Raw genomic sequence first — 14,061 nt, forward strand, 5'->3', positions numbered from 1 at the left:
ACCAAACAAACATTTGGCATCAATCACTCGACACGCTGTTGAGTTCTCAAGAAACAGCCGCTCTCCCAGTTTCACGCTTTTGCAAGCGCTGCCCTGTGAGGCGAACTTCTTCAGTGTTTCCTACTCGGCTCTTGGGCGTCAAATCCGCGTTCTCGCTTCTGCGACTCGCTGATTCTCGCGCGCTTGGCTCCGAGTGGAGTTCCAGGCTAGCAGACTCTGTGAGCTGCTCTGCCCGGTGGGCCTGCCCTCTCGGGCCTTCCCTGTCCGCCCTGTCGGGCTGACATCGAGAACATTAGGGCACGTCCGCCGCGATGTACAAATCGGGCCGTCCGGGCGCCGGCGCACCACCGGCGCGGCCTGCTCCGGACGCGGCTCGGCCCCGCCCGGCAGGACCGGGCGGGGCCGAGGACGTCGGCGAGGATGTCAGTCGATCAGGACGTTCAGCAGGTCCGCACGGGTGAGGACGCCCACGGGCTTGCCGTCCTCGACCACCATGACCGCGTCGCACTTCTCCAGGTCGGCGCGCACGTCGCTCACCGACTCCCCGGCGCCGATCAGCGGCAGCGGCTCGGACATGTGCTTCTCGACGGGGTCGGCCAGGTGCGCGGCGCCGGTGTACAGCGCGTCCAGCAGCTCGCGCTCACTCACCGAGCCGGCCACCTCGCCGGCCATGATCGGCGGCTCGGCCTTGACCACCGGCATCTGCGAGACGCCGTACTCGTGCAGGATCTCGATCGCGTCGCGGACGGTCTCTTTGGGGTGGGTGTGGACCAGAGCGGGCATCCCACCGTCCTTGCCGGCGAGGACCTCGCCCACGGTGCGCTCCCCCGACTCCTTGAGGAAGCCGTAGGAGCTCATCCAGTCGTCGTCGAAGATCTTGGACATGTAGCCGCGGCCGGAGTCCGGGAGCAGGACGACCACGGTTGCCTCGGCCGGCAGGGTCCTCGCGTGGCGGAGAGCGGCGACCACGGCCATGCCGCAGGACCCGCCGACGAGCAGCCCTTCCTCGCGGGCCAGCCGCCTCGTCATGGCGAAGGACTCTGCGTCACTGACCGCGATGACCTCGTCCACGACCTTCGGGTCGTACGCGCGGGGCCACATGTCCTCGCCGACGCCCTCGACGAGGTACGGGCGACCCGTACCTCCTGAGTAGACCGACCCCTCGGGATCCGCGCCGATGATCTGCACCCGGCCGCCCTCACGGTCGGAAGACACCTCGCGCAGGAATCGGCCCGTGCCGGTGATCGTTCCGCCCGTCCCGATGCCCGTGACGAACGACGTGAGCCGGCCGTCGGTGTCGTCCCAGATCTCCGGGCCGGTCGAGCGGTAGTGGCTGTTCGGTCCCTCGGGGTTGGAGTACTGGTCGGGCTTCCAGCCACCCGGGGTCTCCGCGGCGATGCGGTCCGAGACCGAGTAGTAGCTGTCCGGGTGGTCCGGCGGGACGGAGGTCGGGGTCACGACCACCTCCGCGCCGTACGCCCGCAGCACGTTGCGCTTGTCCTCGCTGACCTTGTCAGGGCAGACGAAGATGCACTTGTACCCCTTCCGCTGAGCGATCAGGGCGAGGCCGACGCCGGTGTTCCCGGACGTGGGCTCGACGATGGTCCCGCCGGGCTGCAGCTCACCCGAGGCCTCGGCGGCCTCGATCATCCGCAGCGCGATCCGGTCCTTCACCGAACCGCCGGGATTGAGGTACTCGACCTTGGCGAGGACCGTGCAGGCGATGCCGTCGGTCACGGTCGAGAGCTTGACGAGCGGCGTGTTGCCGACGAGGTCTGCGATGTTCTCCGCGTACTTCACGTGACCATCGTCTCAGGTTCTGGACAGCGCGGCGCGGCTCGGGCACCCACAAGGGTGGGTGAGACGATCCCACTAGGGCGGACGAGAGGGGTTGAGCACCGCATGGGACGAGCGAGGCGGGCACGCAGGATCGCGTCGAAGGCGGCGTACGGGGGCGGGGTGACCGCCGCGAGCGCGGTCGCCAGCGCCGCGGCGGCGTACGGGCTGCTGCGGGCGGAGGCCCGGATCGCACGCCGCGTCGTCGGCACACCGTTCGACACGGCGCCGGAGGACTCCGGGACGTACGGGCACGGTTTCGGCGACGCCGTCCACCTGCTCGTGCTGGGCGACTCCAGCGCCCGGGGCATGGGCGCCGACGAGCGCTCCCAGACCGTCGGCAGCATCATCGCGACCGCGGTCGCGGCCCTCACCGGCCGGCCGGTCCAGCTCACCAACGTCGCGGTGGTCGGCGCGCAGTCCGCCGACCTCGACGGACAGGTCGACCAGGCCCTGGCCGCTGTCCCGCAGCCTGACGTCGTCGTCATCATGGTGGGCGCCAACGACGTCACGCACCGCATCAGCCGGTCCACCTCCGTGCGCCACCTCGCGATGGCGGTCCGCCGGCTGCGCGAGTCGGGCGCCGAGGTGGTCGTCGGCACCTGCCCGGACCTCGGCACGATCCGACCGCTGCCCCAGCCCCTGCGGCTCGTGGCCCGCCGCTACTCGCGTGACCTCGCGGCCGCGCAGACGGTCGCCGTCGTCGAGCAGGGCGGCCGCACCGTCTCCCTCGGTGACCTGATCGGCCCCGACTTCGCCGAACGGCCGGCCGTGATGTTCAGCCAGGACCGGTTCCATCCCTCTCCGGCCGGGTACGCCCGGGCCGCGTCGGCCCTGCTGCCGAGCGTGCTCGACGCGCTCGGCCAGCCGACGCCGGACACCGGCCTGGCCCCCGACCGGCGACGCGGGGAGAGCGTCGGACCGGTCGCCGAGGCCGCGGTACGCGCCGTTCGCGACCCGGGCACCGAGGTCAGTGCCACCGAGCTGCACGGGTCCCAGGTCGGCCACCGGGGCCGGTGGGCGGTCCTGCGCCGCCGGCGCCGGCAGCCGGTGCCGGCCGAACCGGCCCAGCCCGATCCCGACAGCGCGCCGGGCGTCGACGACGGCGACCTCGACAACCGTCGCGCCTCGGCGAGGGCGGACCGCGCATGACCGCACGCCCCTCCGCCAGGTGAGCAAGCGCTCAGGCGCCGTAGACTGCCTGACCGTGCGGAGCGGCACTCTGGCCCGCCCGCCGATCGGCCCGGTCCTGGGCCCCGCGATCTGGAGGACACATGCCTGAAGCCGTCATCGTCTCCGCAGCGCGTACGCCCATCGGGCGCGCGTTCAAGGGCAGCCTGAAGGACATGCGCCCGGACGACCTGAGCGTGCTGGCCATCAAGGCCGCGCTGGAGAAGGTCCCCGACCTGGACCCGACGCTCATCGAGGACCTCTACCTGGGCTGCGCCGAGCCGTGGGCGGAGCAGGGTAACAACATGGCGCGTCTGGTCGCGGTGCTCGCCGGCTTCGACCACCTGCCCGGCGCGACGATCAACCGGTTCTGCTCCTCCTCGGTGCAGACGACCCGGATGGCCGCCCACGCGATCAAGGCCGGCGAGGGCGACGTCTTCCTGTCCGCCGGCGTGGAGTGCGTCTCCCGGTACGCCGACATGTCCGGCGCCGGCTCCTCCCCCGAGGAGTGGAAGAACCCCCGCTTCGCCGACGCCCAGGCCCGCACGGCCGACATCGCGAAGAACAACGCCACCTGGACCGACCCCCGCACCGAGGGCGTGCTCCCGGACATCTACATCCAGATGGGTCAGACCGCCGAGAACGTCGCCACCTCGCGCGGCATCTCTCGTGAGCGGCAGGACGAGTGGGGCGTCACCTCGCAGAACCGCGCCGAGAAGGCGATCAACGAGGGCTTCTTCGAGCGCGAGATCACTCCGGTGACGCTGCCCGACGGCAGCGTGGTGTCCAAGGACGACGGCCCGCGCGCCGGCACCACGCTGGAGAAGGTCTCGACGATGCAGCCGGTGTTCCGGGAGAACGGCACCGTCACCGCCGCGAACTGCTGCGCCCTCAACGACGGCGCGGCGGCGCTGGTCGTGATGAGCGACACGAAGGCGAAGCAGCTCGGCATCACGCCGCTGGCACGGGTCGTCTCCACCGGCGTCTCGGCGCTCTCGCCCGAGATCATGGGCCTCGGCCCGGTCGACGCCTCCAAGCAGGCACTGGCCCGCGCCGGCATGACCATCGCCGACATGGACCTCTACGAGATCAACGAGGCGTTCGCGGCGCAGGTGCTGCCGTCCGCCGACGACCTCGGGATGGACTTCGACAAGCTGAACGTCCACGGCGGCGCGATCGCGCTCGGCCACCCGTTCGGCATGACCGGCGCGCGCATCACGACCACGCTGCTCAACGGTCTGCAGTCGACCGACGGCACGTTCGGCCTCGAGGCGATGTGCGTGGGCGGTGGCCAGGGCATGGCCATCATCTACGAGCGCCTCAGCTGACACGCCGTATGACGAAGGCCGCGACCCGGACGGGTCGCGGCCTTCGTCGTTGCCGCTCCTGGATGAACGGCGTCGAACGGGGTCAGGCAGGCGGTCGCGGCGCCAGCTCGTCGGTCTGCCAGGTCTCGCCGTCGCAGCGCCAGACCATGGTCGACTCGTCCGGGTTCGAGCCGCGCGGTGCGTCGGCGAAAGCCATGCCGGCCTCCTGCACCGCCTCCTCGTGCTTGCGCCAGGAGGCCCGGTAGTCGGCGCGCAGCGCAGCGACGTCGTCGCCGGGCATGTAGGCCATCATCGCCGCCGGCACGTGCTTGCGGTGCTTCGTGCCGTCCGGCTGCAGCACCCACCAGCGCTCGCTGGTCATCCGGTGGGAGGCGCGCAGCTCCAGGGTGCTGTCGGTGTGCCAGCGCCACCGCACCGACCATCCTCGGGCGAAGAGGCACCCGTCGCGGCGCTCCTCCACGGCGCGAGCGGGGAGCGTCACCGCCCACGGGGCGAACTCGTCGGCGAATCTGCCTGCCACGGCTGCGGACTCGATCACGAGAGGGCAGCCTAGCGATCGGCTGCTCGCGACATGACGCCTACCCGAGAGAACGGCGTACGGCAGCGAGCCTCGAGGCGAGCGAGAGGTCGGTCGCGAGCCCGGCGCGACAGGCGTCGTACGTGACCACGGCAAGCTGGTCGGCGAGCGCCGCCGGGCCGAGATCGGGGACCGCGCACGACGGGTGGGCCTGGGTGTGCGCGGCGGCGTCGGCCAGCTCCTGGACCAGGGCGGCCAACGCCGCGGCACGCGAAAGCGCGTGGTCCAGCGGCAGCTGATGCCACCGCTGGACCACGCGCCGCAGCTCGACGGCGACCTCGTCGGGCACCGGTGAGCGTCGCGTCATGCGATCAGTCGCGCAGGCGGGCGAGCAGGCGCAGGATCTCGACGTACAGCCAGACGACGGTGACGATCAGGCCGTGCGCCATCAGCCACGAGTACTTCTGCGGGAGACCGGCGCGCACGCCCTGATCGATCGTGTCGAAGTCGACCGCCAGGGAGTAGGACGCGAGACCGATGGCGAAGACCGAGATCAGGATGCCGAGCCAGCTGTTGTTGCCGACGCCCCATCCGTCGAGCACTCCGGTCATCACGAGCACGAGGTTGACGAGCGCGAAGAGGACGTAACCCATCAGCATCATCCCGAAGATCTTGCGGGAACGAGCCGTGACCCTGATGAAGCCGGACTTCCAGCCGGCGAACATGCCGACGAACACGCAGAGTGTCGCGAGCACCGCCTGGGCGACGATCCCGTGGCCGTACTGCTGGTTGGCCCACTGGCTGAACGCTCCGACGAAGAGCCCCTCGAGCGCCGCGTACCCGACGATCAACGGGACCGAGATCGTCTTCTTGAACGCGATCACCAGGCCGAGGACCAGACCGCCGAGCATGCCCGCGAGCCACAAGCCCATCCCGGTCGAGGGCGACTGGTCCGAGACGAACCAGGCACCGGTCGCGAAGACGACGAGGAGGGCGAACAGGCCCAGCGTCTTCATGACGACGTCGTCCAGGGTCATCCGACCCGTCTGCTGCGGGGTTGCGGTCCCCGCGCTGTACATCTGCTCCAGCTGCTCGTTGCTCAGCTGCTGCTGACCGGCGCCCCAGGCTCCGGCCGTTCCTGTCTGCTGCTGCGGGCCGGGCTGCCCCCACTGCGGCTGTGCGGACATGCCCGGACGGTCGTCCTGCGGTGACTGCTGCCCACGCTGCCCGAAGCCGGCGTACCGACCCTCGGACAGATCCTTCTCGAACCGGTTGAACACCGGGTTGCTGGCCATGGCTCCTCCAGGCGTCATGGTCCGCGTCCACTTACGCGCGGCTTCCTCTTGAGTGTAGAAGCCTTGGGAGGCCGCGGAAGTTCCCGTACGGAAGAAGGGCGAGGGTGCCCTCGACGGGACTCGAACCCGCACCGGAAGCGATTTTAAGTCGCCTGCCTCTGCCAGTTGGGCCACGAGGGCGGGTCCACCGTACCGATCGGTACCACAACGGAGGGCGCAGCATCCTTCGCGGATGCCTGTTTATCGCAAACCTGCGGCATACCCGGAGCAAAGGTGGTGCGATAAGGCGTTGATCACAAGAGGGGGAAGACCGACGGGAGACGACACCTGATGGAGCACACACGCGAGCCGAGCACCGCGCTCGCGGAGACCTCCGGACCGGAGCGGCCGGGCGCTGAGTTCGCCCAGGTCCTGCACGCCTCGATCCTCGGGCGTGGACTCGCCCTGAACCGGCTGCGCGACCACCTGGCCGCGCGCGGTCAGCACGTGGGCGTCAGCACGCTCTCGTACTGGCAGAACGGCGCGCGCAGGCCCACGACGCGATCGCTGCCGGTGATCCAGGCACTCGAGGAGGTGCTGGAGGTCGCCCCGGGCACCCTGACGACACTGTTGCCGACCGACATGGAGCGGGCGTCGCGGCAGAGCCGCTTCTCCTCCGCAGCAGGATTCGCGGGCGCGGTCGACCGGATGGTCCGCGAGATGGGCACGACCGGGCCCGGCCACACGGTCAACCTGAGCGTGATCGAGCGGCTCGCCATCGGTGCGAACGGCGCCATGGTCTCCAAGGAGGTCCACCAGGTCATCCGCGCCGTGGACGAGGTCGACCGGCAGATCGTCACCTACCAGGGAGAGCCCGGCTGCGACGTCGGGCTGATCGAGCTGAACGCGCTCAGCGGCTGCCGCCTCGGCCGGCAGCGCACCGACGCCGCGTCGGGCCTGCTGCTCACCGAGATGCTGTTCGACCGCAACCTGCGCCGGCACGAGCCGCACGTCTTCCAGTACGCCGTCGTCGACCGCAACACGATCGCGACGACCGAGCACTACCGCCTGCACATCCAGCGCGGTGGCCTGCACGTCGCTGAGATCGAGTTCCACCCCGAGCGCCTCCCGGTGCGGGTCGAGGAGTTCTACCGCCGCAACCTGGAGGAGCCGGACGTGCGGCGTCGCGTCGTCGACCTGCAGGACGGCAACCGTGCCTACCTGGTGACCGAGCAGCTGGTCCCGGGGATCTCCGGGCTGTCCTGGACCTGGGCCTGAACAAGCCAGTGCCGGAGTCGCCCGGGGCGGGAGCGACTCCGGCACTGCTCGACCGGGAGGATCAGACGGTGTCCCCGGTCGGTCGCCGTCGGCGAGCGACGCCTGCGACGCCGAGCACACCGACCGCGGCGAGACCCGCCGCTGCGAGGACCTGTCCGGAGTCCTCGGTCCGTGCCTTCGGCGGAGTCGTCGCGTAACCACCGGCGTAACCGGCAGCGTCGTACGCGCTGCCGGGCATCTTGTCGGCGTACCTGCCGTGGACGAGCGAGGCGTACTGCGCCACGCTCACCGAGCCGCCACCGATCGCCGTACGGGCATCGCCGTCCAGGGCGACCACGCGGTCGCCGCGCACGGCGTACCAGGCGTCGACCTGCGGCTCGTGCAGCAGCGGGCTGCCCTTCGCGAGCGCACCCATCCGCGCCTCGGTGTCCCCGGAGGCGACGTTGACCGCCTGCCAGGTCCCGTCGGGTGCGGGCGCGGTGGTGATCGCCGCCTTCTCGGACCCGATGGAGTAGGTGGTGACGGCGAAGCGCGCCTGACCCACCGGGCCGGTTCCGGACCGCACGAAGGCCGGGCTGAGCTCGTAGACCGGAACGGCCGCTGCCATCCGCGATGCGGCGCTGCCCTTGGCGGGGGCGCCGCCCATCGCCTTGGCCTTCGACGCGGCGTACCGGTCCAGGAGTCCACCCGCGACGGCACGGGCTGCCGCGGCGTCGGCGCTGCTGCTGAACGCCGGCGCCACCGGGTTGATGGGAGAACCGGCCGCGGTGGCGGTGGCGGCCGGGAGGACGACGGCAGCGCCGGCGAGGGCGACACCGAGCAGTCCGTGACGCAGGGTGCGAGTCGACATGTCAGGCTCCGATCCCGTAGAGGGAGTGGGTCCAGGTGAACGACCCGTTGCTGCGGTAGTAGCCGTAGGAGCCGTAGTTGTACCGGCTGTCGCTGGGCCACGGGTTGTACCAGCTGATCTGGGAGTAGGCCGAGTCGTAGCCGTAGATGGCCATCATGTGGCCCCCGCCGGAGCTCCACTGGATGCGCGTGTTGAGCGGGCGGCCCGCGGCGATGTCGGTCGAGATCGTCGTGTAGTTCACGGCGTAGGAGACGTAGTAGCCGGGGTTGATGCCGAGCGCGCGGAACGCCGTCTGGTCGTTGCCGAGCGTCGCCTGGTTGTTGGGGCAGGTGTAGGCCGTGCTGTAGCCGAACGCCAGGTCGCAGAAGGTGTTCTGCGAGACCGAGGCGCCGAACCAGCCGGCGATGGTGTTGCCGGTCGCCGCCCAGCACCAGTTCGACTGCTGCTGGGCCTGGCCGTAGATGTTGAGGGTGCGGGACGCCGCGTGCGCCGGCGCCGCCGTACCGACGGCGGCCGCCGCCAGCACCAGAGCGACGCCGGCGCGACGCAGGGTGGGGGAGTTTCGAGACATCGTGGCGATTTCCTCTCTCGGAGAGGGCCAAAGATGGTGCGATATCCCTCAGCGCACCAGAGGGGTCGACGAACGTGTGAACGTTCCGAGAACGCTCGACCGCACGGGTGCGCGACCGGCCGGGGGGCACAGGTGAATGTTCACCGTGGCCCACGCGGCGCGGTGAGGAGCAGGAGAACGAGGCAGCATGAACACCACCTCACGGCGCGGCGGTGCAGGCGGTCATCCGTCGTTCGACGAGGCCCTGCGATCCGCGATCGCCCACCGCGGACTGGCGCTCAGCCGGGTTCGCGACCATCTCGCCACCCGCGGCCAGCACGTCGGGGTCAGCACCCTGTCGTACTGGCAGAACGGTGAACGCCAGCCGACGACCCGCTCGTTGCCCGTGGTCCACGCGCTGGAGCAGGTGCTGGCCCTGCCGCCGGGCACTCTCACCACCCTGGTGACCGAGGACGCCTCACGGGAGGCTCGCCGCAGCCGGCTGGCCGGCATGACCGAGTTCGGCGGGACGATCGATGAGCTGATCGGCGAGATGGGCAGCCCCTCCGTCGGGCAGAGCGCCTGCCTGAGCGTCAGCGAGGGGATCGCCATCGGTCGGGAGCGCTCGATGGAGACCAAGCACGTGCACCAGGTGGTGCGCGCGGTGGAGGACGTGGACCGGCAGGTCGTGGCCTACCAGGGCGAGCCGGGCTGTGACGCCGCCAGGATCTCCTTCCTCGCGATCAGCGGCTGCCGGATCGGACGGCTCGGCCGCCACGCACCCACCGGCATGGTCGTGGCGGAGCTGCTGTTCGACCGGTTGATCCGTCGGCAGGAGACCCACGTCTTCCAGTACATGATCAAGGACGACAACCGCATCCCCATGTACGAGCACTACCGGATGCACCTCTACTCCGGCGGCACCCACGTCGTGGAGCTGCAGTTCCACCCCGACGCCGTCCCCGTGCGGATCGAGGAGTTCCACCGCCGGCGGCTGCAGGACCCCGACTCACGATGCAACCCGGTGCCGATCTACCACGGCGGCCGGGCGCACCTGGTGACCGAGCCTGCGGCACCGGCCGTCACCGGACTGCGCTGGGAGTACGACTGAGCCGCGGGGTCAGGCCACCGACAGCGCGATGCCGTCGAGGATGTCCTTCTCACTGGTGGCGACGTCGGTGATGCCGCTGCGGTCGACCAGGCGCTCGATGACCGCGCGCCAGACGAGGGCGCCGGCGCCGATCACGTCGACCCGACCCGGGTGCATGAACCCCAGCTCGGCGCGCTGGGCGTGGGTGCGGTGCAGCAGGTCGCCGCAGGCGTCGACGACCTGCCCGACCGGCAGGCGCGTCCCGTGGATGGTGGCCGAGTCGTACGCCGTCAGCCCGAGGGCGTGCGCGGTGATGGTGGTCACCGAGCCGGCGAGACCGACCAGGGTGCCGACTCCGCGCAGGTCGACGGTCCGCTCGGCCAGGTCCAGGGCGGCGTGCACGTCGGCGAGGGCGGCACTCACCTGCGAGCGGGTCGGGGGGTCCGAGCGCAGGTGCCGCTCGGTCAGCCGGACGCAGCCGATGTCGACCGAGCGGGCCGCCTCGACGGCCGTCGTGCCCCGGACGAGCTCGGTCGATCCGCCGCCGAGGTCGACGACGAGGTACGGCGCCGGTGCGCCTGCGGACAGCAGGTCGCCGGTGGCGCCGGCGAAGCTGAGCGACGCCTCCTCGTCACCGCTCACGACCTCCGGCTCGACGTCGAACCCGTCGAACGCCGCGCGTACACCGCTGACGAACTCGGCGGCGTTCGAGGCGTCCCGAGAGGCCGAGGTGGCGACGAACCGCACGCGTTCCGCGCCGAGCTCGCGGCACTGGGCGGCGTACTCGCTCGCCTGGGCGAGGGTGCGCTGCATCGCCTCAGGCGCGATCGCCCCGGTGACGTCGACACCCTGACCCAGCCGCACGATCTCGGTCCGGCGCAGCACGTCGGTGAGGCGGCCACCGTGCGTGACCTGGTTGCCGTCGGTGACCTCGGGGCCCTCGGCGATGTCGGCGACCAGCAGCCGGATGGAGTTGGTACCGCAGTCGACCGCTCCCACGCGGGTCACGAGTCGCTGCCCTCCGGACGGCAGCAGACGCCGGCCCACCACTGCGGCAGCGCGGCCAGCGCCTCGTCGCCGAGCGGGTTCACACCCGGGCCGACGGCGAGGGAATGAGCGACGAGCACGTGCAGGCACTTGACCCGGGTCGGCATCCCGCCGGCCGACACACCGGCGATCTCCGGGACGTCACCGAGCTCGGCGCGGCGACGCAGGTAGTCCTCGTGAGCGGCCGCATACGCCTGCGCGAGAACGGGATCCGCCTCGATCCGCTCGGACATCTCGCGCATCATCCCGGACGACTCCAAGGTGCTGACGGCACCGGTCAACCGCGGGCAGGTGGCGTAGAAGGAGGTGGGGAACGGCGTCCCGTCCGGCAGCCGCGGGCGCGTCCGGACGACGGTGGGGCAGCCGCACGGGCAGCGCGCCGCGATGGCCACGATGCCGCGAGGGGGACGGCCGAGCTGGTGCTGCACCCAGGCGAGGTCGGCAGGGTCGATCGACGGGTCGTTCCCGGAGTCGGTGACGCTCACTTGGCCGGTGCCGTCCCGCCGGACTCCTTGACCGACTCCCACACCTGGCCGTACCACGGGCGGCCCGGGCGGACGTCGGAGCCCGTCACGCTGTCCGGTTTCGTCGCCTCGCGGACGGTGCCCTGGTCGTCGATGAGGATGTACGCCCGCTCCCCCGGCTTGGCGAACCCGAGCCGCTGCCGCGCCTGCTGCTGCACGTACGCCGGGTTGGCCCAGCGCTCGCGCTCGCGCTGCAGCGCGGTCACCGAGGTGCGCTGGGTCGCGACCTTGTCGTTCAGGGCGTCGATCTGCGACCGCTGGTGCAGGTAGTTGCGCAGGGTCGGGATGATCAGCACCGCGAGGAACATCAGGATCAGGCCGAGGGTGACCATCCGGCGCATCGACTTCGGCCGACGCCGGGCACCGGGTGCGCCGGCCGGGGAGGCCGCGGCTCGTACCGTCGGACGGGACGAGCCGCGGACCGGACGCGCGGCCGTACGAGAGCTGCCGCCCGAACGGGGGCGTGGACGGCTGCCCGCGGTCGCCCGTCCACGGCTGCTCTTGGTCGTACGGGAGTCGCGCGCCACCGGTGTCAGCCCTTGAACCTCGGGAAGGCGCTCGCCCCGGCGTACACCGCGGCGTCGTCCAGCTCCTCCTCGATGCGCAGCAGCTGGTTGTACTTGGCCACCCGGTCCGAGCGGGCCGGGGCGCCGGTCTTGATCTGGCCGCAGTTCGTCGCGACCGCGAGGTCGGCGATCGTGGTGTCCTCGGTCTCGCCGGAACGGTGCGACATCATGCTGGTGTAGCCGCTGCGGGAGGCCAGGGAGACCGCGTCGAGGGTCTCGCTCAGGGTGCCGATCTGGTTGACCTTGACCAGCAGCGAGTTGGCCGTGCTGGTGTCGATGCCCTTCTGCAGGCGGGTCGGGTTGGTGACGAAGAGGTCGTCACCCACGAGCTGGACCTTGTCGCCGAGCTCGGCGGTGATGTGCGCCCAGCCGTCCCAGTCCTCCTCATCCAGCGGGTCCTCGATGGAGACCAGCGGGTAGGCGTCGACCAGCTCGGCGTAGTAGGCGGACATCTCCTGCGCGGACTTCTGCTGGCCCTCGAAGGTGTAGCTGCCCTTGTCGTGGAACTCGCTCGCGGCGACGTCCAGCGCGAGGGCGATCTGCTTGCCGGGCTCGTACCCGGCCTTGGTGATCGCCTCGACGATGAGGTCGAGGGCGGCGCGGTTGGACTCCAGGTCCGGGGCGAAGCCGCCCTCGTCACCGAGGCCGGTCGACAGGCCGCGGTCCTTCAGCACGGACTTCAGCGCGTGGTAGACCTCGGCACCCCAGCGCAGCGCCTCGCGGAACGACTCGGCGCCGATCGGCGCGATCATGAACTCCTGGATGTCGACGTTGGAGTCCGCGTGCGCGCCACCGTTGAGGATGTTCATCATCGGCACCGGCAGGACATGGGCGTTCGGGCCGCCGACGTAGCGGAACAGCGGGAGCTCGGCCGAGTCGGCGGCGGCCTTCGCGACGGCCAGGCTCACCCCGAGGATCGCGTTCGCGCCGATGGAGCCCTTGTTGTCGGTGCCGTCCAGGCTGAGCATCTCCGCGTCGATGAGCCGCTGCTCGCTCGCCTCGAAGCCCAGCAGGGCCGGGCCGATCTGCTCGATCACGGCGTCGACGGCGTCCTCGACACCCTTGCCGCCGTAGCGCTTCTGGTCACCGTCGCGGCGCTCGACCGCCTCGAACTGCCCGGTGGACGCACCACTCGGGACCGCCGCGCGCGAGATCGTGCCGTCGTCCAGCGCGACCTCGACCTCCACGGTGGGGTTGCCGCGAGAGTCCAGGATCTCGCGGGCGCCGATTGCCTCGATAGTGGCCAAGGAAGTCTCCTGCACGTACGTGAGCGGGCGATGGCGGACGCCGAGGGCATCCTCGCCGAGCCTAGCCCGTACACCCGGGTCGCTCTCGGAGCGACCCGCACCGCCGGCTCAGCCCACCGCCGTACGCAGTGCCGTCACCACCGGGGGCAGGGCGGAACGGACCTGGTCGGCGGCCTGGGCGAACACCGCCGGTCCGCGCCGGTAAGGGTCGACGATGTCGGCGGACTCCGCCGGACGCGGTGCGACGTCGGCGCGGCACGCCGTCGCCGCGGCCACGACCTCGGCCACCGCCTGGTCCTCGCGCCGGACCTGGCCGGTGTCGACGGCGACCCTCAGCAGGTCGGCGAGATCGGTCAGCGCGAAGGCGCGCCGCATCGCCCTCGGCTGCAGCTGCGCCACGGCCGACCGGTGCTCGCGCGTGGCGGTGATGACGAGGTCGGCCGCCTCGACCAGATCGGGGTGCAGCTGCCGCGCCACGAACCCGTCGGCGGTGAGACCGTCCTCGGCGAGAGCCCGCTCGGTCTCGGTGTCCGCCGGTGAGCCGGCCAACGCGCGGGAACCGGCGCTCGTCACCGCGATGCCCGTACCGGCCAGGTGATGACGCAGCACCACCTCGATGTACGGGGAGCGGCACACGTTGCCCGTGCACACGACCAGGATCGACCCTCGAGCGCCACTGTCCACCACGCGCCGCAGCGTAGCGAGGCGGGCACGGCGACCGGGACGGGCGGGGCGACCGGGACGGGCGGGGCGACCGGGACGGGCGGGGCGACCGGGACGGGCG

The 14,061-nt window shown here is 71.2% G+C and carries 15 protein-coding genes and 1 tRNA gene; 4 read left to right on the forward strand and 12 right to left on the reverse strand.

Going from position 1 to position 14,061, the window contains the following annotated elements; all coding sequences use genetic code 11:
- Window positions 1-423 precede the first annotated feature (423 nt).
- Window positions 424-1,800 carry a cystathionine beta-synthase gene (locus tag P4R38_RS19460; RefSeq protein ID WP_277193641.1) on the reverse strand — a complete coding sequence of 459 codons (1,377 nt, stop codon included), beginning with the start codon at window positions 1,798-1,800 and terminating at the stop codon, window positions 424-426.
- 159 nt (window positions 1,801-1,959) lie between these two features.
- Between P4R38_RS19460 and P4R38_RS19465 the strand changes: the two genes are divergently transcribed.
- Together P4R38_RS19465 and P4R38_RS19470 are read left to right on the forward strand one after the other, a co-directional pair.
- Entirely contained in the window at window positions 1,960-2,988 is a 1,029-nt protein-coding gene (locus tag P4R38_RS19465) for an SGNH/GDSL hydrolase family protein (protein WP_346770773.1), read from the forward strand.
- Between the two features lie 122 nt (window positions 2,989-3,110).
- On the forward strand, window positions 3,111-4,334 hold the full coding sequence (locus P4R38_RS19470) for an acetyl-CoA C-acetyltransferase (protein WP_277193643.1): 1,224 nt from the start codon (window positions 3,111-3,113) through the stop codon (window positions 4,332-4,334).
- Between the two features lie 82 nt (window positions 4,335-4,416).
- On the opposite strand, the gene P4R38_RS19475 is transcribed toward P4R38_RS19470, so the two are convergent.
- The 4 genes from P4R38_RS19475 to P4R38_RS19490 all read right to left on the reverse strand — a co-directional run bounded on the left by P4R38_RS19475 (window position 4,417) and on the right by P4R38_RS19490 (window position 6,326).
- Complete coding sequence (locus P4R38_RS19475; protein WP_275236786.1) at window positions 4,417-4,872, reverse strand: hypothetical protein; 456 nt, start codon at window positions 4,870-4,872, stop codon at window positions 4,417-4,419.
- 40 nt (window positions 4,873-4,912) lie between these two features.
- Window positions 4,913-5,218 carry a hypothetical protein gene (locus P4R38_RS19480; protein WP_277193644.1) on the reverse strand — a complete coding sequence of 102 codons (306 nt, stop codon included), beginning with the start codon at window positions 5,216-5,218 and terminating at the stop codon, window positions 4,913-4,915.
- A 4-nt stretch (window positions 5,219-5,222) separates the two neighbouring features.
- Window positions 5,223-6,146 (reverse strand): Bax inhibitor-1/YccA family protein, encoded by a 924-nt coding sequence (locus P4R38_RS19485; RefSeq protein ID WP_277193645.1) that lies wholly within the window; start codon window positions 6,144-6,146, stop codon window positions 5,223-5,225.
- A gap of 105 nt (window positions 6,147-6,251) precedes the next feature.
- A tRNA-Leu gene (locus P4R38_RS19490) sits at window positions 6,252-6,326 on the reverse strand.
- A gap of 150 nt (window positions 6,327-6,476) precedes the next feature.
- On the opposite strand from P4R38_RS19490, the gene P4R38_RS19495 reads away from it, so the two are divergent.
- Window positions 6,477-7,403 carry a hypothetical protein gene (locus tag P4R38_RS19495; RefSeq protein ID WP_275236783.1) on the forward strand — a complete coding sequence of 309 codons (927 nt, stop codon included), beginning with the start codon at window positions 6,477-6,479 and terminating at the stop codon, window positions 7,401-7,403.
- A 61-nt stretch (window positions 7,404-7,464) separates the two neighbouring features.
- On the opposite strand, the gene P4R38_RS19500 is transcribed toward P4R38_RS19495, so the two are convergent.
- Together P4R38_RS19500 and P4R38_RS19505 are read right to left on the reverse strand one after the other, a co-directional pair.
- The gene (locus P4R38_RS19500) at window positions 7,465-8,253 is read right to left on the reverse strand and encodes a hypothetical protein (protein ID WP_277193646.1); all 789 of its coding nucleotides are present in this window, start codon (window positions 8,251-8,253) and stop codon (window positions 7,465-7,467) included.
- A gap of 1 nt (window position 8,254) precedes the next feature.
- A complete protein-coding gene (locus tag P4R38_RS19505; RefSeq protein ID WP_277193648.1) occupies window positions 8,255-8,824 on the reverse strand; it encodes a papain-like cysteine protease family protein in 570 nt (189 codons plus the stop codon).
- A 187-nt stretch (window positions 8,825-9,011) separates the two neighbouring features.
- On the opposite strand from P4R38_RS19505, the gene P4R38_RS19510 reads away from it, so the two are divergent.
- Window positions 9,012-9,914 carry a hypothetical protein gene (locus P4R38_RS19510; protein ID WP_277193649.1) on the forward strand — a complete coding sequence of 301 codons (903 nt, stop codon included), beginning with the start codon at window positions 9,012-9,014 and terminating at the stop codon, window positions 9,912-9,914.
- A gap of 9 nt (window positions 9,915-9,923) precedes the next feature.
- Here P4R38_RS19510 and P4R38_RS19515 read toward each other — a convergent pair whose 3' ends face one another.
- The 5 genes from P4R38_RS19515 to P4R38_RS19535 all read right to left on the reverse strand — a co-directional run bounded on the left by P4R38_RS19515 (window position 9,924) and on the right by P4R38_RS19535 (window position 13,964).
- Window positions 9,924-10,901 (reverse strand): Ppx/GppA phosphatase family protein, encoded by a 978-nt coding sequence (locus tag P4R38_RS19515; RefSeq protein ID WP_277193650.1) that lies wholly within the window; start codon window positions 10,899-10,901, stop codon window positions 9,924-9,926.
- Entirely contained in the window at window positions 10,898-11,425 is a 528-nt protein-coding gene (locus P4R38_RS19520; protein ID WP_277193651.1) for a DUF501 domain-containing protein, read from the reverse strand. Before P4R38_RS19520 ends, P4R38_RS19515 begins: the two co-directional genes overlap by 4 nt.
- Window positions 11,422-11,991: an FtsB family cell division protein gene (locus P4R38_RS19525; protein ID WP_275236777.1), complete on the reverse strand. Its 570-nt coding sequence runs from the start codon at window positions 11,989-11,991 to the stop codon at window positions 11,422-11,424. Before P4R38_RS19525 ends, P4R38_RS19520 begins: the two co-directional genes overlap by 4 nt.
- A gap of 5 nt (window positions 11,992-11,996) precedes the next feature.
- Window positions 11,997-13,277: a phosphopyruvate hydratase gene (gene eno, locus P4R38_RS19530; RefSeq protein WP_277193652.1), complete on the reverse strand. Its 1,281-nt coding sequence runs from the start codon at window positions 13,275-13,277 to the stop codon at window positions 11,997-11,999.
- A gap of 108 nt (window positions 13,278-13,385) precedes the next feature.
- A complete protein-coding gene (locus P4R38_RS19535) occupies window positions 13,386-13,964 on the reverse strand; it encodes an arsenate reductase/protein-tyrosine-phosphatase family protein (RefSeq protein ID WP_277193653.1) in 579 nt (192 codons plus the stop codon).
- Between the last annotated feature and the right edge of the window lie 97 nt (window positions 13,965-14,061).

The sequence above is a fragment of the Luteipulveratus flavus genome (assembly GCF_029439465.1).
Classification (GTDB): Bacteria; Actinomycetota; Actinomycetes; order Actinomycetales; family Dermatophilaceae; genus Luteipulveratus; species Luteipulveratus flavus.

What these genes read in the sequence shown, in the direction of transcription:
- P4R38_RS19470 (WP_277193643.1), top strand. Translation starts at nt 3,111, where the DNA reads ATGCCTGAAGCCGTCATCGTCTCCGCAGCGCGTACGCCCATCGGGCGC.
- P4R38_RS19480 (WP_277193644.1), bottom strand. Translation starts at nt 5,218, where the DNA reads ATGACGCGACGCTCACCGGTGCCCGACGAGGTCGCCGTCGAGCTGCGG.
- P4R38_RS19485 (WP_277193645.1), bottom strand. Translation starts at nt 6,146, where the DNA reads ATGGCCAGCAACCCGGTGTTCAACCGGTTCGAGAAGGATCTGTCCGAG.
- P4R38_RS19495 (WP_275236783.1), top strand. Translation starts at nt 6,477, where the DNA reads ATGGAGCACACACGCGAGCCGAGCACCGCGCTCGCGGAGACCTCCGGA.
- P4R38_RS19500 (WP_277193646.1), bottom strand. Translation starts at nt 8,253, where the DNA reads ATGTCGACTCGCACCCTGCGTCACGGACTGCTCGGTGTCGCCCTCGCC.
- P4R38_RS19505 (WP_277193648.1), bottom strand. Translation starts at nt 8,824, where the DNA reads ATGTCTCGAAACTCCCCCACCCTGCGTCGCGCCGGCGTCGCTCTGGTG.
- P4R38_RS19510 (WP_277193649.1), top strand. Translation starts at nt 9,012, where the DNA reads ATGAACACCACCTCACGGCGCGGCGGTGCAGGCGGTCATCCGTCGTTC.